26 protein-coding genes and 1 pseudogene are annotated in these 20,346 nt (G+C 42.3%); 6 read left to right on the top strand and 21 right to left on the bottom strand.

Annotated features, from left to right (window positions below):
• Window positions 1-14 precede the first annotated feature (14 nt).
• From rplF to EAH57_RS03440, 18 genes and pseudogenes are all read right to left on the bottom strand, one after another.
• Entirely contained in the window at window positions 15-548 is a 534-nt protein-coding gene (gene rplF / locus EAH57_RS03355) for a 50S ribosomal protein L6 (protein ID WP_121928839.1), read from the bottom strand.
• Between the two features lie 13 nt (window positions 549-561).
• Window positions 562-957: a 30S ribosomal protein S8 gene (gene rpsH, locus EAH57_RS03360; RefSeq protein WP_004672989.1), complete on the bottom strand. Its 396-nt coding sequence runs from the start codon at window positions 955-957 to the stop codon at window positions 562-564.
• 11 nt (window positions 958-968) lie between these two features.
• On the bottom strand, window positions 969-1,274 hold the full coding sequence (gene rpsN / locus EAH57_RS03365) for a 30S ribosomal protein S14 (RefSeq protein WP_004672990.1): 306 nt from the start codon (window positions 1,272-1,274) through the stop codon (window positions 969-971).
• A gap of 9 nt (window positions 1,275-1,283) precedes the next feature.
• On the bottom strand, window positions 1,284-1,820 hold the full coding sequence (rplE, locus tag EAH57_RS03370) for a 50S ribosomal protein L5 (protein WP_121928840.1): 537 nt from the start codon (window positions 1,818-1,820) through the stop codon (window positions 1,284-1,286).
• Window positions 1,821-1,835: 15 nt separating this feature from the next.
• On the bottom strand, window positions 1,836-2,153 hold the full coding sequence (gene rplX, locus EAH57_RS03375; RefSeq protein WP_121928841.1) for a 50S ribosomal protein L24: 318 nt from the start codon (window positions 2,151-2,153) through the stop codon (window positions 1,836-1,838).
• A gap of 9 nt (window positions 2,154-2,162) precedes the next feature.
• Window positions 2,163-2,531, bottom strand: a complete 369-nt coding sequence (rplN, locus tag EAH57_RS03380) for a 50S ribosomal protein L14 (RefSeq protein ID WP_121928842.1) — start codon at window positions 2,529-2,531, stop codon at window positions 2,163-2,165.
• A gap of 92 nt (window positions 2,532-2,623) precedes the next feature.
• Complete coding sequence (rpsQ, locus tag EAH57_RS03385; protein WP_121928843.1) at window positions 2,624-2,881, bottom strand: 30S ribosomal protein S17; 258 nt, start codon at window positions 2,879-2,881, stop codon at window positions 2,624-2,626.
• The gene (gene rpmC, locus EAH57_RS03390) at window positions 2,878-3,075 is read right to left on the bottom strand and encodes a 50S ribosomal protein L29 (RefSeq protein ID WP_000849927.1); all 198 of its coding nucleotides are present in this window, start codon (window positions 3,073-3,075) and stop codon (window positions 2,878-2,880) included. The genes rpsQ and rpmC overlap by 4 nt, the downstream gene beginning before the upstream one ends.
• Complete coding sequence (gene rplP, locus EAH57_RS03395) at window positions 3,075-3,488, bottom strand: 50S ribosomal protein L16 (RefSeq protein ID WP_004672996.1); 414 nt, start codon at window positions 3,486-3,488, stop codon at window positions 3,075-3,077. The genes rpmC and rplP overlap by 1 nt, the downstream gene beginning before the upstream one ends.
• Window positions 3,428-4,244: pseudogene (gene rpsC / locus EAH57_RS03400) on the bottom strand (30S ribosomal protein S3). The gene rplP and the pseudogene rpsC overlap by 61 nt, the downstream one beginning before the upstream one ends.
• Before the next feature lies 1 nt (window position 4,245).
• Complete coding sequence (gene rplV, locus EAH57_RS03405; RefSeq protein ID WP_004672999.1) at window positions 4,246-4,575, bottom strand: 50S ribosomal protein L22; 330 nt, start codon at window positions 4,573-4,575, stop codon at window positions 4,246-4,248.
• Between the two features lie 11 nt (window positions 4,576-4,586).
• Window positions 4,587-4,862 (bottom strand): 30S ribosomal protein S19, encoded by a 276-nt coding sequence (rpsS, locus tag EAH57_RS03410; RefSeq protein ID WP_004673001.1) that lies wholly within the window; start codon window positions 4,860-4,862, stop codon window positions 4,587-4,589.
• 12 nt (window positions 4,863-4,874) lie between these two features.
• Window positions 4,875-5,699 (bottom strand): 50S ribosomal protein L2, encoded by an 825-nt coding sequence (rplB, locus tag EAH57_RS03415; protein WP_121928844.1) that lies wholly within the window; start codon window positions 5,697-5,699, stop codon window positions 4,875-4,877.
• Window positions 5,700-5,710: 11 nt separating this feature from the next.
• On the bottom strand, window positions 5,711-6,031 hold the full coding sequence (rplW, locus tag EAH57_RS03420; protein ID WP_004673004.1) for a 50S ribosomal protein L23: 321 nt from the start codon (window positions 6,029-6,031) through the stop codon (window positions 5,711-5,713).
• The gene (gene rplD, locus EAH57_RS03425) at window positions 6,028-6,630 is read right to left on the bottom strand and encodes a 50S ribosomal protein L4 (RefSeq protein ID WP_004673007.1); all 603 of its coding nucleotides are present in this window, start codon (window positions 6,628-6,630) and stop codon (window positions 6,028-6,030) included. Before rplD ends, rplW begins: the two co-directional genes overlap by 4 nt.
• An 11-nt stretch (window positions 6,631-6,641) precedes the next feature.
• On the bottom strand, window positions 6,642-7,280 hold the full coding sequence (gene rplC / locus EAH57_RS03430) for a 50S ribosomal protein L3 (RefSeq protein WP_004673009.1): 639 nt from the start codon (window positions 7,278-7,280) through the stop codon (window positions 6,642-6,644).
• Window positions 7,281-7,338: 58 nt separating this feature from the next.
• A complete protein-coding gene (gene rpsJ / locus EAH57_RS03435; RefSeq protein WP_000070912.1) occupies window positions 7,339-7,650 on the bottom strand; it encodes a 30S ribosomal protein S10 in 312 nt (103 codons plus the stop codon).
• Between the two features lie 226 nt (window positions 7,651-7,876).
• Window positions 7,877-8,605, bottom strand: coding sequence for a type 1 glutamine amidotransferase (locus tag EAH57_RS03440; protein WP_004673010.1), 729 nt, complete (start codon window positions 8,603-8,605; stop codon window positions 7,877-7,879).
• 168 nt (window positions 8,606-8,773) lie between these two features.
• Here EAH57_RS03440 and EAH57_RS03445 point away from each other — a divergent pair, with 168 nt between their 5' ends.
• The 6 genes from EAH57_RS03445 (at window position 8,774) to EAH57_RS03470 (ending at window position 15,491) form a co-directional block, all read left to right on the top strand.
• Window positions 8,774-9,967 (top strand): PLP-dependent transferase, encoded by a 1,194-nt coding sequence (locus tag EAH57_RS03445; protein ID WP_121928845.1) that lies wholly within the window; start codon window positions 8,774-8,776, stop codon window positions 9,965-9,967.
• A 19-nt stretch (window positions 9,968-9,986) separates the two neighbouring features.
• Window positions 9,987-11,534: a helicase HerA-like domain-containing protein gene (locus tag EAH57_RS03450; RefSeq protein WP_121928846.1), complete on the top strand. Its 1,548-nt coding sequence runs from the start codon at window positions 9,987-9,989 to the stop codon at window positions 11,532-11,534.
• Between the two features lie 141 nt (window positions 11,535-11,675).
• Window positions 11,676-12,887 (top strand): NO-inducible flavohemoprotein, encoded by a 1,212-nt coding sequence (hmpA, locus tag EAH57_RS03455; protein ID WP_121928847.1) that lies wholly within the window; start codon window positions 11,676-11,678, stop codon window positions 12,885-12,887.
• A 79-nt stretch (window positions 12,888-12,966) separates the two neighbouring features.
• Entirely contained in the window at window positions 12,967-13,425 is a 459-nt protein-coding gene (locus tag EAH57_RS03460; protein ID WP_121928848.1) for an RrF2 family transcriptional regulator, read from the top strand.
• Window positions 13,426-13,493: 68 nt separating this feature from the next.
• Window positions 13,494-14,270 (top strand): ribosome biogenesis GTP-binding protein YihA/YsxC, encoded by a 777-nt coding sequence (gene yihA, locus EAH57_RS03465; protein WP_004673017.1) that lies wholly within the window; start codon window positions 13,494-13,496, stop codon window positions 14,268-14,270.
• A 276-nt stretch (window positions 14,271-14,546) separates the two neighbouring features.
• Complete coding sequence (locus tag EAH57_RS03470) at window positions 14,547-15,491, top strand: metal-dependent hydrolase (RefSeq protein WP_121928849.1); 945 nt, start codon at window positions 14,547-14,549, stop codon at window positions 15,489-15,491.
• A 71-nt stretch (window positions 15,492-15,562) separates the two neighbouring features.
• Here EAH57_RS03470 and EAH57_RS03475 read toward each other — a convergent pair whose 3' ends face one another.
• The 3 genes from EAH57_RS03475 to EAH57_RS03485 all read right to left on the bottom strand — a co-directional run bounded on the left by EAH57_RS03475 (window position 15,563) and on the right by EAH57_RS03485 (window position 20,279).
• Window positions 15,563-17,647 (bottom strand): TonB-dependent receptor family protein, encoded by a 2,085-nt coding sequence (locus EAH57_RS03475; RefSeq protein WP_121928850.1) that lies wholly within the window; start codon window positions 17,645-17,647, stop codon window positions 15,563-15,565.
• A gap of 407 nt (window positions 17,648-18,054) precedes the next feature.
• Window positions 18,055-19,278, bottom strand: a complete 1,224-nt coding sequence (locus EAH57_RS03480; protein ID WP_121928851.1) for a dicarboxylate/amino acid:cation symporter — start codon at window positions 19,276-19,278, stop codon at window positions 18,055-18,057.
• 128 nt (window positions 19,279-19,406) lie between these two features.
• Window positions 19,407-20,279 carry an acyl-CoA thioesterase gene (locus tag EAH57_RS03485; protein ID WP_121928852.1) on the bottom strand — a complete coding sequence of 291 codons (873 nt, stop codon included), beginning with the start codon at window positions 20,277-20,279 and terminating at the stop codon, window positions 19,407-19,409.
• Window positions 20,280-20,346 lie beyond the last annotated feature (67 nt).

Below are 20,346 nucleotides of genomic sequence, written 5' to 3' on the forward strand. Positions count from 1 at the left end.
AAGAACCTCGCGCCTTATTTCTTCTTAGCTTCTTTACGAAGAATAACTTCATCCGAATAACGAACACCTTTACCTTTATATGGTTCAGGAGAACGGTATGCACGGATTTCCGCCGCCACTTGACCTAACAACTGCTTGTTTGCTGATTTCAATATGATTTCAGTTGCAGTTGGAGTTTCCGCTGTTACACCTTCAGGTAAAGCGTAGTCAATCGGGTGTGAGTAACCAAGGTTAAGGTTTACAACAGTACCTTTAACCGCAGCTTTATAACCAACACCAACAAGCTGTAACTTACGTTCGAAGCCTTCACTAACACCTTTTACAAGGTTGTTCAATACAGCGCGAGCAGTACCAGCTTGCATCCAAGCGTCTTTCGACTCTTTAGCTGGAGCAAGTTGAAGTTTACCTTCTTCCTGTTTTAGCTCGACCAGCGCATGCAGGTTGAAAGACAATGTACCTTTGCTGCCTTTCACTTCGACCTGCCGGCCGTTCTGAGTAACTGTTACACTATTCGGTACAGTTACTGGGGCTTTAGCCACACGAGACATGAGGAATCACCTATTAAGAAACAAAAGCAATAACTTCACCACCGACGCCCGCAGCACGTGCAGCGCGATCAGTCATGATGCCTTTGCTTGTAGAAACAATTGCAATACCCAAACCTTGCTTAACGCTCGGTAGTTTATCTTTACCACGGTATTGGCGTAGACCTGGACGGCTTACGCGTTTAACCGTTTCGATAACTGGTTTGCCTTCGAAATATTTTAACGTAATTGTCAAAGTAGATTTAATCTCTTCTTGAGCAACTTCTACATTTGAAATATAACCTTCTTGTTGAAGTACGTTTGCAATAGCAACCTTCAACTTAGAAGAAGGCATAGAAACAGTTTGTTTCTTTGCCATTTGTGCGTTACGAACACGGGTTAACATGTCGGCAACGGTATCTTGCATACTCATTTAGTCGCTCCTTACCAGCTTGCCTTAACAACGCCCGGTACATCACCTTGCATTACTGTTTCACGTAATTTGTTACGGCCTAAACCGAACTTACGGAAGTAACCATGAGGACGACCAGTTAAACCACAGCGGTTACGAAGACGCACTGGAGATGCATTACGTGGCAATGCCTGTAACTTTAACATCGCATTGAAACGTTCTTCCTCACTTGCATTTACATTTGCAATCGTTGCTTTTAATTCAGCACGTTTTGCAGCGTATTTAGCAACTGTCTGTTCGCGTTTCAATTCGCGATTAATCATACCTTTCTTAGCCATATCGACCTCTTATTTGAACGGGAAGCCGAATGCACGCATAAGCGCACGGCCTTCGTCATCGCTACGAGCAGTGGTCGTAATCGTGATGTCTAAACCACGGATACGATCAATTTTGTCAAAATCGATTTCAGGGAAAACGATTTGCTCTTTTAAACCCATAGAGTAGTTACCACGACCATCAAATGATTTCGCTGAGAAACCACGGAAGTCACGGATACGAGGGATTGCGATAGAGATCAAACGATCCAAGAATTCGTACATTTGGTCGCCACGTAAAGTAACTTTACAACCAATTGGCCAACCATCACGGATTTTGAAACCAGCAATCGATTTACGAGCAAGTGTCACAACTGGTTTTTGACCAGCAATGAGTTGCATATCAGCAACAGCACCATCTAATAATTTCTTATCAGTTGCAGCTGCGCCTACACCCATATTAAGGGTGATTTTTGTGATGCGAGGAATCTCCATCACATTCTTAACGCCAAGTTCTTCTAGTAACTTTGCTTTAAGTTCGTCATTGTAACGTGCTTTAAGTCTGGCCATTGCCTTTTCAACCTATTACTTCGCTGTCGCCACTGATTCACCATTTGATTTGAATACACGCGTTTTCGCGCCATCAATCACTTGGTAACCAACACGGTCAGCCTTTTGGGTTGTAGCATTAAAAACTGCCACGTTTGAAATATGAAGCGAAGCTTCCTGAGTAACAATACCGCCTTCGGCGCCAGTTACACGGTTTGGCTTCTGGTGCTTCTTCACTAAGTTAAGGCCTTCAACCTTAACTCGATCTTCAGAAACTGACAAAACGATACCTTGTTTGCCTTTCTCTTTACCTGCGATCACAATAATTTGATCGCCTTTTTTAATCTTAGCCATGATTGCCTCTTATAGAACTTCAGGAGCCAATGAAATGATTTTCATGAACTGTTCAGTACGAAGTTCACGAGTCACCGGTCCGAAGATACGAGTAGCAATCGGAGCTTTATTGTTGTTCAAAATAACAGCAGCGTTATCATCAAAACGGATCACAGATCCATCTGGACGACGAATGCCGAACTTTGTACGAACAACTACAGCATTCATTACGTCACCTTTTTTAACACGTGAGCGAGGAATTGCTTCTTTTACAGTAACTTTAATAATGTCGCCAACTGAAGCATAACGACGGTGTGAACCACCTAGTACTTTAATACATTGTACGCGGCGTGCACCACTGTTGTCTGCTACGTCGAGCATACTTTCGGTTTGAATCATTGCCCTACTCCAAAACCGAGCATCACCGGTCACAATTTCGAAAGGCTCAAAGAGTACTCGAAATTGTCCGATGATGCAACAAGAACGTCTAATTACTCAGCAGCTGCTTCAACGACTTCCACTAAAGCCCAAGCTTTAGTTTTAGAAATTGGGCGGCTTTCTTTAATGGTCACTAAGTCGCCAATTTTAGCAACGTTGTTCTCATCATGAGCGTGTAATTTAGTTGAACGGCGGATTGATTTGCCATACAACGGGTGTTGAACACGGCGTTCAATAAGCACAACAATAGACTTGTCCATTTTGTCGCTTACGACTTTGCCAGTTAACGTGCGGACTGTTTTTTCATTCATTGTCCGTTCCCCTGTTTTTCGGTAAGGAGTGTCTTGATACGAGCAATAGTTTTACGAGCAATTTGCACTTCGTGCGATTTACCCAATTGACCAGTTGCTTTCGCCATACGAAGACGGAATTGATTAAGCTGCTGCTCATCAAGCAAAGCTTTCAACTCTTCTACCGATTTTTCACGTAGATCTTTAGTTTTCATTACATTACCGTCCGAGTCACGATAGTGGTTTTAAACGGAAGTTTAGCTGCAGCCAAAGCAAATGCTTCGCGCGCTAACTCTTCGCTAACACCTTCAATTTCGTACAGGATCTTACCTGGTTGAATCTGACAAACCCAGTATTCCACACTACCTTTACCTTTACCCATACGAACTTCTAATGGTTTTTCAGTAATTGGTTTATCCGGGAATACACGGATGAAGATTTTACCACCACGCTTAATACGACGGCTAATGGTACGACGCGCAGCTTCAATCTGACGCGCAGTCATACGACCACGTTCAGTTGCTTTAATTGCGATCGAACCAAATGATACTGTACTACCACGATGCGCTAGACCAGTGTTACGGCCTTTGTGCACTTTACGGAATTTGGTACGTTTAGGTTGCAACATGGATTATTCTCCCTTGTCAGCAGCACGGTCACCGCGACGACCACGACGCTCTTGACCTTCACCACGACCACGACCACGTTTAGCTGGACGATCTTCAGCAGGAGCAGGGTTCATGACTTGTTTCATGCCACCTAAGATCTCGCCACGGAAAATCCAAACTTTAACACCAATCGTACCGTAAGTTGTTTCAGCACGTACAGTTGCGTAGTCGATGTCTGCACGAAGTGTATGCAAAGGTACACGACCTTCACGATACCATTCAGTACGAGCAATCTCTGCACCACCTAAACGACCAGAAACTTCAACTTTGATACCTTTAGCGCCAGCACGCATTGTGTTTTGAACCGCACGCTTCATAGCACGACGGAACATTACACGCTTTTCTAATTGTGAAGCAATTGCTTCAGCAACTAAACGCGCGTCCAAGTCTGGGCGATCAATTTCATTGATGCTTACTTGAGCTGGAACACCCATAATAGTGGTGAGTTCGCGCTGTAATTTCTCGATATCTTCGCCTTTTTTACCGATTACGATACCTGGACGAGCAGTACTAATTGTTACTTTAGCAGCGCCAGTAGGACGTTCGATAAGAATATTACTAATCATCGCATTCTTAAGTTTTTTATTTAAAAACTCACGAACTTGAAGGTCTTTAAGTAAATATTCAGCGTATTGTTTCGGACTCGCATACCAGTTAGCGTTATGGCGTTTCACAACACCCAGGCGGATACCGATTGGATGAACCTTCTGACCCATATCAAACCCCTACCTTAACGGTGATGTGACAAGTACGCTTAGTAATACGATCTGCACGGCCTTTAGCACGTGGCATGATACGTTTAAGGCTTACACCTTCATCAACGTAAATCGTAGTTACTTTAAGGTCATCAACATCTAAGCTGTTATTGTGTTCAGCATTCGCGATCGCAGATTCAAGTGCTTTTTTAACAAGCACAGCCGCTTTCTTGTTGCTGAAATTTAGAATATCTAGCGCGCGCGCGATCGATTTACCACGGATCAAATCAGCAACTAAACGTGCTTTCTGTGCCGAGATAGCGGCACCGCGTAATTTTGCAGTTACTTCCATCATAGCACCTATTAACGTTTAGACTTCTTATCAACACCGTGACCACGATAGGTACGAGTTGGCGCGAATTCACCGAGTTTATGACCAACCATATGCTCAGAAATAATTACTGGAACATGGTTACGACCATTGTGAACAGAAATTGTTAAACCAACAAAGTCTGGTAGGATCATTGAACGACGTGACCAAGTTTTGATCGGCTTACGGTTGTTAGCAGCAATAGCAGCTTCAACTTTAGCGAACAAATGTGCGTCGACGAATGGACCTTTTTTTAATGAACGAGGCATTATTCAGATTCCTTACTTGACGCGACGGTCGCGAATAATCATCTTAGTCGTACGCTTATTGGTACGTGTCTTGTACCCTTTAGCTTTTTGACCCCATGGACTTACAGGCTGAATACCTTTACTACGTCCTTCACCACCACCGTGTGGATGGTCAACCGGGTTCATCGCCATACCACGAACGGTAGGACGAATACCACGCCAGCGTGAAGCACCAGCTTTACCCAATGAACGAAGGTTGCTTTCTTGGTTAGAAACTTCACCAATTACAGCACGACATTCAACATGGATTTTGCGCATTTCACCTGAACGTAAACGAACAATAGCGTAAGAACCATCACGACCCAACAACTGAACTGAAGTACCAGCAGAACGTGCTAATTGAGCACCTTTACCGATTTTAAGTTCAAGGTTGTGCAAGGTAGAACCGATTGGCATGTTACGAAGTGGCAAGCAGTTACCTGGACGAATTGGAGCATCGTTACCAGATTGAACTTTATCACCAGCACGTAGGCCTTTTGGCGCAATGATATAACGACGTTCACCATCAGCATATAGAACTAAAGCAATATGAGCTGTACGGTTAGGATCGTATTCGATACGCTCTACAGTCGCAGGAATACCATCTTTATTACGTTTAAAGTCAACAATACGATAGTTTTGTTTATGACCACCACCTACATGACGTGTAGTGATGTGACCATTATTATTACGACCACCAGTACGTTTTTTTGCTTCAACCAACGGCGCATAAGGTGCACCTTTGTGGAGATGGCTATGAACCACTTTCTCTACAAAGCGACGTCCTGGAGACGTTGGCTTACATTTTTGAATTGGCATAATTCTCGTCCTTATTCCGCTGCGTTTTCAGCGGTATCGCCCAAGTCAGCCATTTCAACATCTTGGCCAGCTTTCAGGGTGACGTATGCTTTTTTCACATCAGAACGACGTCCTAATGTTTTACCAAAGCGTTTTGTTTTACCTTTAGTGATTGTTGTGTTTACTTTAACAACCTCAACACCAAAGAGTTGCTCAACTGCTTTCTTGATTTCAAGTTTGTTGGCATTAAGCGCAACTTTGAACACTTGAACACCAGCAGTATCACCTAAAACTTGTGCTTTTTCTGAGAATACTGGTCCTTGAAGGACTTGATAGATACGTTCGTTGTTCATCCGAGTTCTACCTCAATTTTCTTAGCAGCAGCTACAGACATTACAACCTTATCAAATGCGATCAAGCTAACAGGATCAATCGCAGTTGCATCTACCACATCTACGTGTGGAAGGTTGCGCGCCGCAAGATACAAGTTCTCATCTACAGCATCTGTAATGATCAATGCACGAGTTGCATTCAAGTCGTTAAGCTTAGCAAGCAATTCTTTAGTTTTTGGAGCTGCAACAGCAAACTCTTCAACTAACACAAGGCGATCTTGGCGAACAAGTTCAGCTAAGATACATTGCATTGCGCCGCGATACATCTTACGGTTTACTTTTTGAGACCAATCTTGTGGGCGAGCAGCAAAAGTTTTACCACCACCTACCCAGATTGGGCTACGAATAGAACCCGCACGAGCGCGACCAGTACCTTTTTGACGGAATGGTTTTTTACCACCGCCAGAAACATCTGCACGTGATTTGTGAGCACGAGTACCTTGACGACCACCAGCTAAATAAGCTGTAACAACTTGGTGTACAAGAGCTTCGTTAAATTCACGTCCGAAAGCAACTTCAGACAATTCAACAGCAGAGCCGGAAACAGTTTTTAAATTCACAGTATTTCCCCTCAGGCCTTGATGGTAGGACGCACGATAACGTCACCGCCAGTTGAACCAGGAATAGCACCCTTAACAACTAAAACAGAACGTTCAGCGTCAATAGATACAATCTCAAGACCTTGAACTGTTACGCGTTCATCACCTAAGTGACCGGCCATTTTCTTGCCTTTGAACACGCGACCAGGTGTCTGGTTTTGACCTGTAGAACCTAAAACACGGTGAGATAACGAGTTACCATGAGTAGCATCTTGCGTACGGAAGTTCCAACGCTTAACACCACCTTGGAAGCCCTTACCTTTTGATTGACCAGTTACGTCAACTACTTGACCAACTGTAAACATGTCAACACCGATAGAACCACCAACTTCACGACCGTCAAGCTCAGCTTCAGTAACACGGAACTCTTTAACCAAACGACCAGCAGCAACACCCGCTTTCGCGAAGTGACCTTTCTGAGCGTTAGTTACGCGCGATTCGCGACGTTCACCAGTAGTTACTTGAATTGCTTGATAACCATCAGTTTCAAGTGTTTTGATTTGCGTAATGCGGTTTGGATCGACTTCGATAACTGTAACAGGTACAGATACACCAGCATCAGTAAAGATGCGAGTCATACCACATTTGCGACCGACTAAACCAATAGCCATGTGCATAAACCTCTAAAAAAGCGGCCTAATTAACTTAAACGTTAATCAACCGAAAGCCTTAACCCAAAGCGATCTGAACATCTACACCAGCAGCAAGATCTAACTTCATCAATGCATCAACAGTTTTATCTGTTGGTTGAACGATATCGATCAAACGTTTGTATGTGCGGATCTCATACTGATCACGTGCGTCTTTGTTGACGTGTGGTGAAGTAAGAACGTTGAAGCGTTCGATGCGAGTAGGCATCGGAATTGGACCACACACTTGTGCGCCAGTACGCTTAGCGGTTTCTACGATCTCTTGAGCAGATTGATCAATCAGACGATGATCAAAAGACTTCAAACGGATACGAATTCTCTGGTTAGACATACCAGTAAACTCCAAGCCAAATATATAAAGAATCACCCATGACGCACCTCACCTTTCGGTAAGTGTCAAGGGCAGTGAAAATCACTATGGTCGTGATCGATGCCACGACTGTCATGCATTTACTACTTTACTCGCAGTAAACGCCCTCCTATTGAGGGACGCTCATTATAGCGATTGTTTAAGTCTTATGCAATTCTTCTTTTTTATTTTTAGGCTTTAAGTCGGCTTATGCACTCACCACATAGTCTATCGCTTGATTAAGCAAACGATTTCCCTGCTCAAATTTGCTTTTCAGGGTTCTTTTTAGCTCAGATATCGGTTGTACATACTCACCATTAAATACAGCCGCATCCTCTTCATTTTCGATCAGAAGATGCAAGGCATGTGGCGTAATTTCAGGATGAAATTGGAAACCGAGTACATTGCGTCCAATTTGGTACATCTGGTTGCGACACACACTATTTTCAGCCAGATGCACACCACCACGTGGTATTTCAAAGGTTTCACTATGCCATTGCATAATGTTAATTTTCTCAGGAATTTGAAAACAATTTTCTGGGATATGTGTCGCTCTGCCGACATCCATCCAGCCCAATTCTTGATGTGGATTTCGACTTACCGCCGCACCCAACGCATTTGCGATCAACTGACCACCCAAACACAAACCAATCGCTGGCTTACCTGCTGCCAGATAACGACGCAACCATCTTTTTTCTAGCTTCAACCAAGGATAATTCACCTCATCATTGACGCTCATCGTTCCACCCATAATAATCAGCAGATCAACCTCATCCACCCTTGGCAACGCTTCCAATTCGAGTGGTAAATCAACGGGTAAAGCGAAAAATTCAGTTGCGGTAATTTTTGCTTGATTTGCCTTTAAGTAATCGTAGCAACTTCCAAAACCTTCACCTGCGATGTGCTGAAAATAATGCACTCTTAAATGCGACTTCATGCGCTAAAACCTATTTTAGTTAGAATGATAATAATTCTTAGCAAAAATAAAGCCAGTTCTAAGTCAGAGTGTTCTATCTGTACCGATTCTGTACAAAACATGCAAATCACTGGCAGCTTTGCTTATTTTCTCTTAACCTAATTCATTATATCGCTTTGATTTTGCCCCATGACAGCACATAAAAAAACTCAAACTCAATTGATCCATGCACCACGAAAAGCCCCTCAATACATTGAGACGGTCCAACCTCCCCTATTTCGTGCATCCACCATTATTTTCCAATCCACTGCGCACCTTTTTGATCGCCATTGGACCGATGCTTATGACTATAGTTACGGTACCCACGGTACACCGACAACATTTACTTTAGCCGACAATATCACTCAAATTGAAGGCGGCAGTTATTGCCTACTTGCACCAAGTGGTTTATCTGCGATTAATTTAGTGAATAGTACCGTATTAAATACAGGCGATGAAGTTTGGGTCGCCGACAATATTTATGGACCTAATTTAGAACATTTAAACAACCTACAAGATCGCTACGGCATCACCGTTAAGATTTACAATCCAATTGATGCGGACAGCTTTCAACCTACAGAGAAAGCCAAACTGATTTGGTTAGAAGCTGCGGGCTCAATCACTCTAGAGTTTCCAGACTTAAAGCACTTAGTCAAAAAGGCTCAACAAGCGAATGTATTGACAGCCCTAGATAACACATGGGGTGCTGGACTTGCCTTTAATGCATTTGATTTTTCAGATGAACATCTTTCAGTTGATATCACCGCTCATGCATTGACCAAATACCCAAGCGGTGGCGGTGACATACTCATGGGCTCGGTCGTAACACGTGATCAAGCTTTACATCACAAATTGTTCCGTATGCATGCAATTCAGGGCATCTCTGTTTCTGGTGATGATACTGCACAAATCCAACGCAGCTTGGCGCATATGTCTTTACGTTACGAACAACAAGCAAAAAATGCAAATAAGCTACTCGACTGGTTAAAACAGCAACCTCAATTCAGCCAAGTGCTGCATCCAAGCAACCCCGATTCGGCGGGTCACTGCTTCTGGAAGGAAGTGTGTAACACAGGCAAAAGTGCTGGTTTAGTCAGCGTGATCTTTAAACCTGAATATGACCTGACCGCCGTTCGAAAATTTTGCGATAGCTTAGACCTCTTCAAACTAGGTTTTAGTTGGGGTGGGCCTATCAGCTTAGTCATGCTGTACGACTTAAAACAGATGCGCACACTTGAAAATACACATTTACAACAAGGTTTATTGGTTCGCTTCTGTATAGGACTAGAACATCCCGAAGATTTGATCCAAGATATTCAAAATGCACTAAAACAATTGGAATAACACGAAGAATAGGTGAAGAATGAGCACACCCATTATTATTGCAAGAAAAACCACAGATACAACACAAGATATTGTTCTACATTCTAAATTTGCCAACCGACATGGTTTGATCGCAGGTGCAACGGGTACAGGTAAAACTGTTACGCTCAAAGTTCTTGCAGAAAGCTTCTCTCGGCTTGGCGTCCCTGTGTTCTTGGCCGATGCCAAAGGTGATGTTTCGAGTCTCGCCAAAGCAGGGAGTAGTAGTCCGAAGTTTGAAGAACGCCTCAACCTACTCAAAGTAGACAGCGTCGCATTTGCAGCATCACCTGTGATCTTTTGGGATTTATTTGGGCAACAAGGACATCCGATTCGCACCACCATCACAGAAATTGGCCCATTGCTGTTAGCACGCATGCTCAATCTGAATGACACCCAAGAAGGTGTACTCTCAGCCGTGTTCCGTATTGCTGATGACCAAGGCTTATTACTCATCGACTTTAAAGATCTTAAATCGATGCTGAGTTATGTCAGCGCACACACTTCCGAATTGAAAGCAGAATACGGTAATCTCTCTCCTGCAAGCATCGGCGCAATTCAGCGCAATCTATTGGCATTGGGTGATCAGGGGGGCGAGCAGTTCTTTGGCGAACCCAGTCTAAATATTCTGGATTTCATCCAAACAGATGGTAACGGTCATGGCTATATCAATATCTTAGCCGCCGATAAACTCATGAACACCCCAAAACTATATGCCACCTTCTTACTTTGGATGTTGTCAGAACTCTTTGAACAGTTGCCTGAAGTCGGCGATATGGACAAACCTAAATTGGTGTTCTTCTTCGATGAGGCACATTTATTATTTGATAATGCCAGTCCAGCCTTACAGCAAAAAATCGAGCAAGTGGTTCGCTTAATTCGCTCCAAAGGCGTCGGGATCTACTTCATCACCCAAAACCCACTGGATCTACCTGAAAGCGTATTAGGTCAATTGGGAAATCGAATACAACATGCATTACGTGCATTTACACCGAAGGATCAAAAAGCAGTCAAAACTGCGGCTGATACCTTCCGTGCCAATCCAGACTTTAAAGTGGATCAAGCCATTACTGAACTTGCAGTGGGTGAAGCATTGATTAGTTGTCTAGATGAACAAGGTACGCCGCAGATTGTAGAACGTGGCTGGGTGATGCCACCCTACTCATCATTTGATCCCATCACCGCCGAAGAACGCCAAGTGATTATTGCGCAGAGCATCGTTGCAGGTATTTACGATCAGGCCGTTGATCGAGATAGTGCCTATGAAATGCTACAAAACAAAGTCGCTGAACGTGAACAACAAAAACAGCAAGCTGAACTAGAAAAGCAACAACTCAAAGAACAAGAAGCTGCCGAAAAACAACAACTCAAAGAGCAAGAACGTTTAGCCCGTGAGCAACAACGTGCTGAGGAAAAAGCAGCCCAACAACGCGCCAAAATGACGCAAGATATTGTCGGGACTTTTGCCAAGAGTGCCGCGCGCAGTTTGGGTGGGAGTTCTGGGCAAAAAATTGTTCGGGGGTTATTAGGTTCATTATTTGGAAAATAAAGCTTTATTCATTTATAAATAAAGGGATAATTTATTATCCCTTATTTTTTTTATGGTTTTCTTTAAAATACGTATTGCAAATGCAAAATTAAAGGTATATTTTAAATACATCTTATAAATGATAGCCAAGAGAGATCTAAAATGACTCCGCAGCAAATTGACCTTGTAAAAGCCACTGTTCCTGTACTGCGTGAAAATGGTGTCGCGTTAACGGGCTATTTTTATAACCGTATGTTAGGAAATAATCCTGAATTAAAAGAAACCTTTAACATGGGGCATCAACGTAGTGGCGCACAAGCACAGGCGCTTGCTGGCGCAGTCCTCGCTTATGCTGAAAATATTGAAGATCCTTCCGTGCTTTTACCTGTGGTTGAACTGATTGCACACAAACATGTCAGCCTAAATATTCAATCACCAGATTACGGCATTGTGGGTGAAAACCTACTCCACTCCATCAGTGAAGTTCTGAATATTTCAATGCAAGATCCACTTATTGACGCTTGGGCCGCTGCTTATGGTCAATTGGCTGATCTATTCATCAGCACTGAAAAAGCCATATATGAACAACATCAGCAAAATAAAGGCAGTTGGTTAGGCTGGCGTAATTTTAAAATCGCCAAGAAAGTCGTTGAAAGTGATGAAATCACCTCATTCTATCTTGCGCCAATCGATGGCGGTGATTTACCACAATATCAAGCAGGTCAATACACCTCTGTTCGTGTCTTTGTGCCTGAGCTGAATCTCAGACAGCCACGTCAATATACTTTATCCACTAGTCCACAATCGGATTATTTACGTATATCTGTGAAGCGCGAAGATGAAAAAGGTGAGTTAGCAAGCGGCTGGGTTTCAAGTACATTACATGGTTTAGCTGAAGGCTCAGAAATTGAAGTGTCTGCACCAACAGGGAATTTCTACTTAATGAATAGTAATAAGCACAACGTCTTCATTAGTGGTGGTGTGGGCTTAACTCCAATGATCGCCATGCTCAATCAGTTGGTGACGCTAGACATGCCACAAGCTGTCAGTTTTATCCATGCATGTCGTAGCAGCCAAGTTCATGCGATGAAAAAACATATTCATGAACTTAAAGCCAAGTATCCACGTCTCAGCACCTTTACGGCTTATGAGTTTCCACATGCGGATGACGTACTCGGGGAAGATTACGACATTACTGGGCGCTTAGATTTAAGTTCGATGGATGCCGCATTATTACCAACAAGTGCAGATTATTACCTATGTGGTCCAATGCCATTTATGGCAGAACAACATAAAGCGCTAATCGCTCGTGGTATTCCAGCAGAAAATATCCATAGCGAGGCCTTTGGCACAGGCGGTGTCAAACTCAACTAATCGGCACTGCATTTTGCGTGGGGCTAGTCTATGATAGACTAGCCCTTTGTATTTAAAGCACTAGATTGAGTGAAATGCCATGCAACTCAATAAGTTTACTGATTATGCGCTTAGAATTTTGATGTATGTCGCTCGCCCGAGTGATGTACCGTATACGATTGCAGATATTGCTCAAGATTTACATGTTTCGCAAAACCATCTGGTTAAAATTGTTCACTTTATGGGGAAGCAACACTGGATCATTACTACACGTGGTAAAGGTGGCGGTATTCGTCTCAATCCTGAAGCAAAAAATCTTAAACTCGGCGACATCGTTCGCATCTTACAAGGTCATCAGCAAATTGTAGAATGTAACACCCCACCTTGTGTATTGCGTGCGCACTGCGGACTAAAAGGGATTCTAGATCAAGCATTAGAGAGCTTTTATCAAAGTCTTGATCAATATACAGTGGGAGAAGTATTGCAACACAGTATTCTCCCCTCGTCTCAGCATTCAAATATCGATTTTTTACAACTCATTCCAAAAGCCTCGTCATGAGGATTCGCACGAATCTCCGACATCCTTTATAATAGATCTCGCTATTTCAAATTTTAAAGTAAGCTTCTATGCGTCAGCGTCAACAATCGAAAGATACCAAAGCTAAACTCGCCCCAAAAGAAAAAATCAGTTATGAGAAACAGACTGATCCTGCATTAACACTTTATGCAAACCAGTCTTTAAATTGGTTACGCCAAGCTGAGTTTTTAATGAGTGCGCCAAAGCTTGCTTTATGCGTAGAAGATACAGGCTATGAAATTGCTTTCGCTGGTCGATCAAATGCAGGTAAATCCAGTGCAATCAATGCACTGACCAATCAAAAACAATTGGCGCGTGCATCAAAAAGACCGGGGCGCACCCAAATGATCAACTTTTTTAGCTTAGGCAATCCTGACCAACGTTTAGTCGATTTACCGGGTTACGGTTATGCAGCCGTGCCTGAAGCGATGAAACTGGTGTGGCAAAAAGAACTGGAAAATTACTTAATCCACCGCCAAAGCCTACAAGGCTTAGTGTTATTAATGGATATTCGCCATCCATTGCAGCATTTTGACTTAATGATGTTGGAATGGGCGCATTCACGTCATTTGTTTGTACATATCCTTTTAACCAAGGCAGACAAACTCAATCGTGGACCTGCCAATAAAACCTTATTAGATGTGAAACAACAATTGAAAAAGATGAAGCTAGACTTTTCGATTCAACTGTTCTCATCACTTAATAAGATTGGTTTAGAAGAACTAGCAAGTGTGATGGGTGGACGTTTGAATTACACGCTCGACCAACCGACTGAATTTGACCTCGATCAGATTCCAGAAGCTACAGATGCTGATCTTGAAGAATAGTATCTGAATCTTTCATATATGTTTGCAGCATGAGCCGTATACGGCTGCATTTTTTTTAGACGATATATAATATATTTTGCGAAACTGCGTGATGAGAAACAAGGTTTCGTAAGACATACAATGAGAATAAAGTCTCAAAAAGCCCTCATATTGCAATTCATGCAACTTGATGCATAAAATAAATTTTAATTGTCCTGAATTGCTAAACACAACAGGTGGAGTATTTTCATATACTCCATACTATTGGTTCATTGCACTATCGATTAGGACTAAACGATGAAATTACTATCATTTGTGAAGAACAAAGTTCTTGGTTCTTCGATTGACTATAAAATTCTCCCTCGCAAAGTAAAGTTTGATTGGGAAAAAACTCCTGTAGATTGGATTCCAAATCAGCCTTTCGCCAGTTATTTTATTAATGAAATTAACAATATCTTACCCGCAGGTGAGTTTTGGTTCTGTCGTTTATACAATAAAGTCTTGCCTGAAATTACCGATCCAAAACTGAAAGAAGATGTGCAAGCATTTATTCGTCAAGAAGCCATGCATGCGATTGCACACACCTCTGCAAACAAAGAATACCTAAGCCAGCGGAATATAGATATTCAACGTAATCTCGACATTATGGACTTTGTATTTGGCAAAGCTTTAGCGGATAAACCATTTGGCAAAGAAGTCCCAAAAATACTCGATCATCAATGGGATTTATTTCGCCTTGGTGTGATTGCTACCGTTGAACATATGACTTGTGTGCTTGGTAAATATGCATTGTATAACAAACGCTGGGAAGAGCTTGGTGCTGACCCAGAAATGATTGATTTAATCAAATGGCATGGTTCAGAAGAAATCGAACACCGTACTGTTGCCTTTGATCTTTACCGTCATCTTGGTGGTGGCTATATCGCTCGTTACTATCTCAGCGTTGCGGTGATTATTGGCGTGCTTGGTTTATGGGTGGATGGCGCAGCACACATCATGGGTCAAGACCCTCGTTTTGCCGATAAGAAACCGAGTCCGCTCAAACCTTGGATTTGGTTAGAATGGTATAAACAGGGACGCAAAGATGATCAAATATTACCAAACCCAATTTGGCTCGTTGCGCAGCAAATTGATTACCTCATGCCGTGGTACGACCCTGTGAAAGAAGCAAATACCCAAGATGCAGTGAACTATTTAAATAACTCACCTGCTGCAAAACGCGCCTTACAGCCAGCTGCTTAAACGAAATTATTCAACACCAATACAAAAGCCCCCATCTTAGGATGGGGGCTTTTGTTTATAAGCAAATGTAATTAGAAGCGATAGCGAACGCCAGCTTCAAATGAACGCTCAGGACCTACGTAGATTCCATTACGTAAACTTGCCATATAACGCTTGTCTTCCAAGTTTTTCACTGCGCCGTAGAACTCAACTTGATCATTGAGTGTGTACCGTGAGGTTAAATCAACAGTCGTATAAGCGTTAAGTTTTCCAGTAAAGAAACCTGATGTACTTTCTACAATTGGTTTGGTATTGAGTTCATCAGTAAACTGCGAACCCATATAGTTCGCACTAAGCTGGGTACGTAAACCCGCATAACTATAACCGAAACCTAAATTTGCAACCCATTCTGGCGTATATGGCACACGATCGCCATCTTTTGATTTAAGCGTACCATTTTTATTGTAACGATCACCTTTGAACTGTGCATCTGCCACCCAAGTGACATTGGCAAATACATCAAAGCCGTTTTCCAACTCTACACTGATCGCACTTTCAAGACCTTGGTTAAAAGTCTTACCACCATTGGTTGTTTGGAAATCAGAGTTACTGTTAGCAGGGATAATCTGATTATCAAAATCCATTCGGAATGCAGTCAACTCATATTTAAAGATATCCTGCTGACCTCTTAAACCCAACTCCCAACTGACCGCAGTTTCTGCGTCCAATTTCTGATCCGTCATACCACTGAGAGAATCACCATTCGACGCTGGAGAAAAAGCTTTATAAACACTACCATAAAGCTGTACTGCTGGAACCAATTGGAAGGTCACACCTAGACCAGGCATCACTTCCGTATTAGAGGTCTTAACCGTTTCACTCTTTAATTTATCTTCGCGTTGCTGTTCATAACGTTCAACACGAAGACCTGGTGTAACAGACAATTGATCGGTAATGTCTAAACGGTTTTGTGCATATAATGCGACACTTTTAGCAGTGTCTTTTGTATCCTTGCCAATCTTACCTGTACGTGGCGTTGCACGTGTCGCATTAATGGTGACATCATCCATTTTTTCATTCATCAAACGTAGACCGACTTCAGCTTCGCTTGGAATATTAAACAAATTATGTTTTGCCACTAAACGGGTTTCAGCACCCACACGCTCAAAGGCACGGTTATTACCATTCAAACTATCAGTATAAATCCAACGGCCTGCTGCTTGTGAAGCTGCACCATTCGTACTATAACGCCAGTAATCACGGTTCATTTCACTCCAATACACCAAGGTTTGAAGTTCTGTATCTGCATTGATGTTCCAACGGTGATTGATGTCGAATGAGTTACGTTCAGTCAAGAACCAATCATCTGGTGCAGGGTTATTCTTTTTCTTGGCATGATATTCACCCAAGAACTGCCCACGATATGAAATATTGGCATCATTTTCATAATGGGTAAATTTAACACCTAACCACTGGTTATCGCCAATCGCGGTACCCGCTTTGATGACCGCATCTTTCATTTCATAGCCCTTGTCCATGAAACCATCACTTTTAGCCCAACTTAAAATTGCGCCAAAGTTACTATCTTTGTTTGGAGAGCTGCCACCCAATTCAACTGTGGTTTTATAGGTATCCCAAGAGCCAATTGACAGATCGACCAATGCACCATCTTTGGGTTGCTTGGTACGATAGTTAATCACACCACCAATATTTGATGGGCCATAACGCAATGCCGAAGAACCTTTCAATACTTCAATACTATCCATCCGTTGTACACGCGGATTGTAATAACGGCCATTTCCAACGAATAGACCCGGTGCTACAGGAACACCATCTTCTAAAATCAAAGTTTTATAGTCTTGTGAGCTAATGCCTCGCATACCAATATTGGCAACGACAGCAGACTCTTCTTCAGGTTTTACATAGACACCTGATACGCGCTTTAAAATATCTTCAGTTGAGGTTGGGATGAATTTTTGGATTTGTTCTTGATCTACAATTACTGCCGCACCAGGTATCTTAGAAACAGCATCATCCTGTGAACCGATCACTTGAATGGTCGGCAGAACCATCGTTTTGCTCTCTTGGGCTGTCTCAGCATGCAACATAGGTGCAAAACTACCGAATAACAACCCACTCATCACGATTGGATTTTTTAGAAAAAAACGGTTTTTCATAGCTTCCCCCGAAGCGGTAAAGAACGTATAACCTTTCCATCGCTATTTTCTTTAGCGACCAGAAACGATCTCAGACAAAAAAACAAACAAATGATAGTGCAAACAAGAATGATTATCTATATTTTCTTTGAGCATTTATCATAAAACATTTTTAATTTCATATACATATTTTTAATAATATAAATTTATTATTATATATATCATCTTTTTTTCTTATATATTTCAGCATATCAAAGAATTAAAATCTCTTTTTTTAATGCACTTTTCAACAATTTAAATGACCAGAATTTTATCCATTTTTTTGAAAAATGGCTGAACTCAGCAACATTATTCCAATCAGACTGACATAAATCTCTCTGTTTGAGCGATATACGATCTATCGCTCAACTGCTGTCATTTATGCTTTTTTACTCAGGTGTATGCCGATCAACCACTACACTAATCATCATATCGCCCTGCACATTTACCACTGTACGCACTGTATCTAATAAACGATCAATAGGCAGTAAAATTGCAATCGCCTCTGCAGGCAAACCCACAGATTGCAACACCATAATCATGGTGACCATGCCAGCACTTGGAATCCCAGGCGCACCTAAAGAAGCAACAATCGCCACCAAACAGACAATAATCTGTTGGGTGATAGATAAATCCAAACCCATCAGATTGGCAATAAACAATGCTGCCGCTGCTTCGTACAGTGCCGTACCATCCATGTTGAGTTGCGTGCCTAAAGGAATAACAAAACCTGCGGTTTGTGGTCTAACACCAAGATTTTCTTGTGCACATTTCAAACTAAGCGGCATGGTCGCTGAACTAGAACTGGTTGCAAAAGCAGTCACCAATGCTGCCCTAGCTCCTTTAAAAAAGGTAATCGGATCCATTCGACCGAATATCCACAACAATAATGGTAATACAACAAGACCATGAAAAATGGTGGTTCCTGTGACCACAGCCGCGAATTCAACTAAACGACTCAATACGGAAAGATCTTCACTGGCGATCAGTTTGGCGAGTAATGCGAAAATGCCGATCGGCGCAAGTTTCATCACCCAACCCACCAGCATCATCATCATTTCAAAGAATTGTTGAAAGCTATTCCGTACCAGCGCAAAACGTTCTCCACCTTTAACTAACGCAACACCCAAAAATAATGCAAACACGACCACCGCCAAAACATTGCCTTCACTAAAAGCTTTAAATGGGTTGATCAGGGTGTTTTGTACAAAATTGGTCAAAAAACTAGAGGGTGTTAGCGTGTCAGGGGTTTGATGACTTTGCATCTCGGCTTGGAAAATTTGAATATCAATTCCCTTGCCCACGTCAAAAAGATGTGCGCAGCTGATGCCGAGAATCAGCGCCAAAGTGGTGGTGGTGATCGAACTCAGCGCTGTGATTTTCCAGACGCGGCCAAATTGCCCACCTGCTTGTAAGTTTGAAACACCGACCACAATTGAACTAAAGATCAATGGAATCAATAGCATTTTCAACAAACCAATGAAGATGCTACTTAAAATACCGAGCCCATATAAACTATAGTCAACGAATATCGTTTGTGGGTAAGCATTTAACAAAAAACCAAATGCCACACCGAGCACAGCGGCCAGTAAAATCTGTGTATTTAAATTCATTATGCTTGATAAAGTTTTTTAACTTATTGCTACTATGGCATGCTCATGTTGAAGAATCGAGCAATTTTTTGTCACATCTATATCATAAAAAAGCCATCAGAATGATGGCCTTAGTATAAATTTATTTGTTATTGGGTTTCGATTTCTCTGAGCCGAATCAAACCTTCTTGGACCGTACTACAGACCAACTGCCCATTTTGCCACATCCGACCAAAATTGAGCCCGCGAGAACTCGCACTAATGGTCGCCTCCATTTCATAAAGCATCCATTCGTCTGCACGCAATGGGCGATGGAAATAAATCGTATGATCAATACTGGCACACTGTAGATTTGGAGAAATCCATGACAAGCCATGAGGACGCAATGCTGTGGTCATCAGTGTGAAATCTGAATAAAATGCCACGATCGCTTGATGCAATGAGATTTCATCTACATTTTTAGCAATATCACCATGGGTTCGAATGTAATGTGCATAAAACGGTGCTTCAGGCTGCGGTTGAAAAGGATTAACTGGCTGAATTGGACGAATTTCCACATGACGTTCACGCATAAAACTGGCACGAACATTTTCAGGGACAAAATTAATCATCGCTTCTTTCAGTTCATTTTCCGACTTCAAGCTTTCAGGTGCAGGATATTCTGGTTCTTTATGTTGATAATTTAAGCCTTCTTCAGGATTGGCAAAAGAAACCATTGCCGAAAAGATAGTACGCCCATGTTGAATCGCTCGCACTTGTCGACTAGCGAAGCTTTTCCCATCTCGAAGCGAATCAACTTCATAAATAATCGGAGCATCCACATCCCCGCCATAAAGAAAATAAGCATGTAAAGAATGCGCAGGACGATTTGTGGTATATGACGCTGCTCTTAATGCTTGCCCAAGCACTTGCCCACCAAATACACGTTTGCCAACCAAGTTGCGGCTATTGCCCCGAAAGATATTGGCTTCCAGCCTTTCTAGCGTCAAAAGCTCAACGAGTTCTTGCGTTAAAGCATTCATGTAATCACCTTTTTACAACAATGGGGGAGAAATAACGAGAGCCGTAGCTAAGCGATATTTTGCTTAA

The sequence above is a fragment of the Acinetobacter sp. 2JN-4 genome (genome assembly GCF_003687745.1).
Lineage (GTDB): Bacteria > Pseudomonadota > Gammaproteobacteria > Pseudomonadales > Moraxellaceae > Acinetobacter > Acinetobacter halotolerans.

Excerpts from the sequence above, each read along its gene's own strand:
- rplF (WP_121928839.1), bottom strand. The coding sequence starts at position 548 with ATGTCTCGTGTGGCTAAAGCCCCAGTAACTGTACCGAATAGTGTAACA.
- rpsH (WP_004672989.1), bottom strand. The coding sequence starts at position 957 with ATGAGTATGCAAGATACCGTTGCCGACATGTTAACCCGTGTTCGTAAC.
- rpsN (WP_004672990.1), bottom strand. The coding sequence starts at position 1,274 with ATGGCTAAGAAAGGTATGATTAATCGCGAATTGAAACGCGAACAGACA.
- rplE (WP_121928840.1), bottom strand. The coding sequence starts at position 1,820 with ATGGCCAGACTTAAAGCACGTTACAATGACGAACTTAAAGCAAAGTTA.
- rplX (WP_121928841.1), bottom strand. The coding sequence starts at position 2,153 with ATGGCTAAGATTAAAAAAGGCGATCAAATTATTGTGATCGCAGGTAAA.
- rplN (WP_121928842.1), bottom strand. The coding sequence starts at position 2,531 with ATGATTCAAACCGAAAGTATGCTCGACGTAGCAGACAACAGTGGTGCA.
- rpsQ (WP_121928843.1), bottom strand. The coding sequence starts at position 2,881 with ATGAATGAAAAAACAGTCCGCACGTTAACTGGCAAAGTCGTAAGCGAC.
- rpmC (WP_000849927.1), bottom strand. The coding sequence starts at position 3,075 with ATGAAAACTAAAGATCTACGTGAAAAATCGGTAGAAGAGTTGAAAGCT.
- rplP (WP_004672996.1), bottom strand. The coding sequence starts at position 3,488 with ATGTTGCAACCTAAACGTACCAAATTCCGTAAAGTGCACAAAGGCCGT.
- rplV (WP_004672999.1), bottom strand. The coding sequence starts at position 4,575 with ATGGAAGTAACTGCAAAATTACGCGGTGCCGCTATCTCGGCACAGAAA.
- rpsS (WP_004673001.1), bottom strand. The coding sequence starts at position 4,862 with ATGCCTCGTTCATTAAAAAAAGGTCCATTCGTCGACGCACATTTGTTC.
- rplB (WP_121928844.1), bottom strand. The coding sequence starts at position 5,699 with ATGCCAATTCAAAAATGTAAGCCAACGTCTCCAGGACGTCGCTTTGTA.
- rplW (WP_004673004.1), bottom strand. The coding sequence starts at position 6,031 with ATGAACAACGAACGTATCTATCAAGTCCTTCAAGGACCAGTATTCTCA.
- rplC (WP_004673009.1), bottom strand. The coding sequence starts at position 7,280 with ATGGCTATTGGTTTAGTCGGTCGCAAATGTGGTATGACTCGCATCTTT.
- rpsJ (WP_000070912.1), bottom strand. The coding sequence starts at position 7,650 with ATGTCTAACCAGAGAATTCGTATCCGTTTGAAGTCTTTTGATCATCGT.
- EAH57_RS03440 (WP_004673010.1), bottom strand. The coding sequence starts at position 8,605 with ATGAAGTCGCATTTAAGAGTGCATTATTTTCAGCACATCGCAGGTGAA.
- EAH57_RS03445 (WP_121928845.1), top strand. The coding sequence starts at position 8,774 with ATGACAGCACATAAAAAAACTCAAACTCAATTGATCCATGCACCACGA.
- EAH57_RS03450 (WP_121928846.1), top strand. The coding sequence starts at position 9,987 with ATGAGCACACCCATTATTATTGCAAGAAAAACCACAGATACAACACAA.
- hmpA (WP_121928847.1), top strand. The coding sequence starts at position 11,676 with ATGACTCCGCAGCAAATTGACCTTGTAAAAGCCACTGTTCCTGTACTG.
- EAH57_RS03460 (WP_121928848.1), top strand. The coding sequence starts at position 12,967 with ATGCAACTCAATAAGTTTACTGATTATGCGCTTAGAATTTTGATGTAT.
- yihA (WP_004673017.1), top strand. The coding sequence starts at position 13,494 with ATGCGTCAGCGTCAACAATCGAAAGATACCAAAGCTAAACTCGCCCCA.
- EAH57_RS03470 (WP_121928849.1), top strand. The coding sequence starts at position 14,547 with ATGAAATTACTATCATTTGTGAAGAACAAAGTTCTTGGTTCTTCGATT.
- EAH57_RS03475 (WP_121928850.1), bottom strand. The coding sequence starts at position 17,647 with ATGAAAAACCGTTTTTTTCTAAAAAATCCAATCGTGATGAGTGGGTTG.
- EAH57_RS03480 (WP_121928851.1), bottom strand. The coding sequence starts at position 19,278 with ATGAATTTAAATACACAGATTTTACTGGCCGCTGTGCTCGGTGTGGCA.
- EAH57_RS03485 (WP_121928852.1), bottom strand. The coding sequence starts at position 20,279 with ATGAATGCTTTAACGCAAGAACTCGTTGAGCTTTTGACGCTAGAAAGG.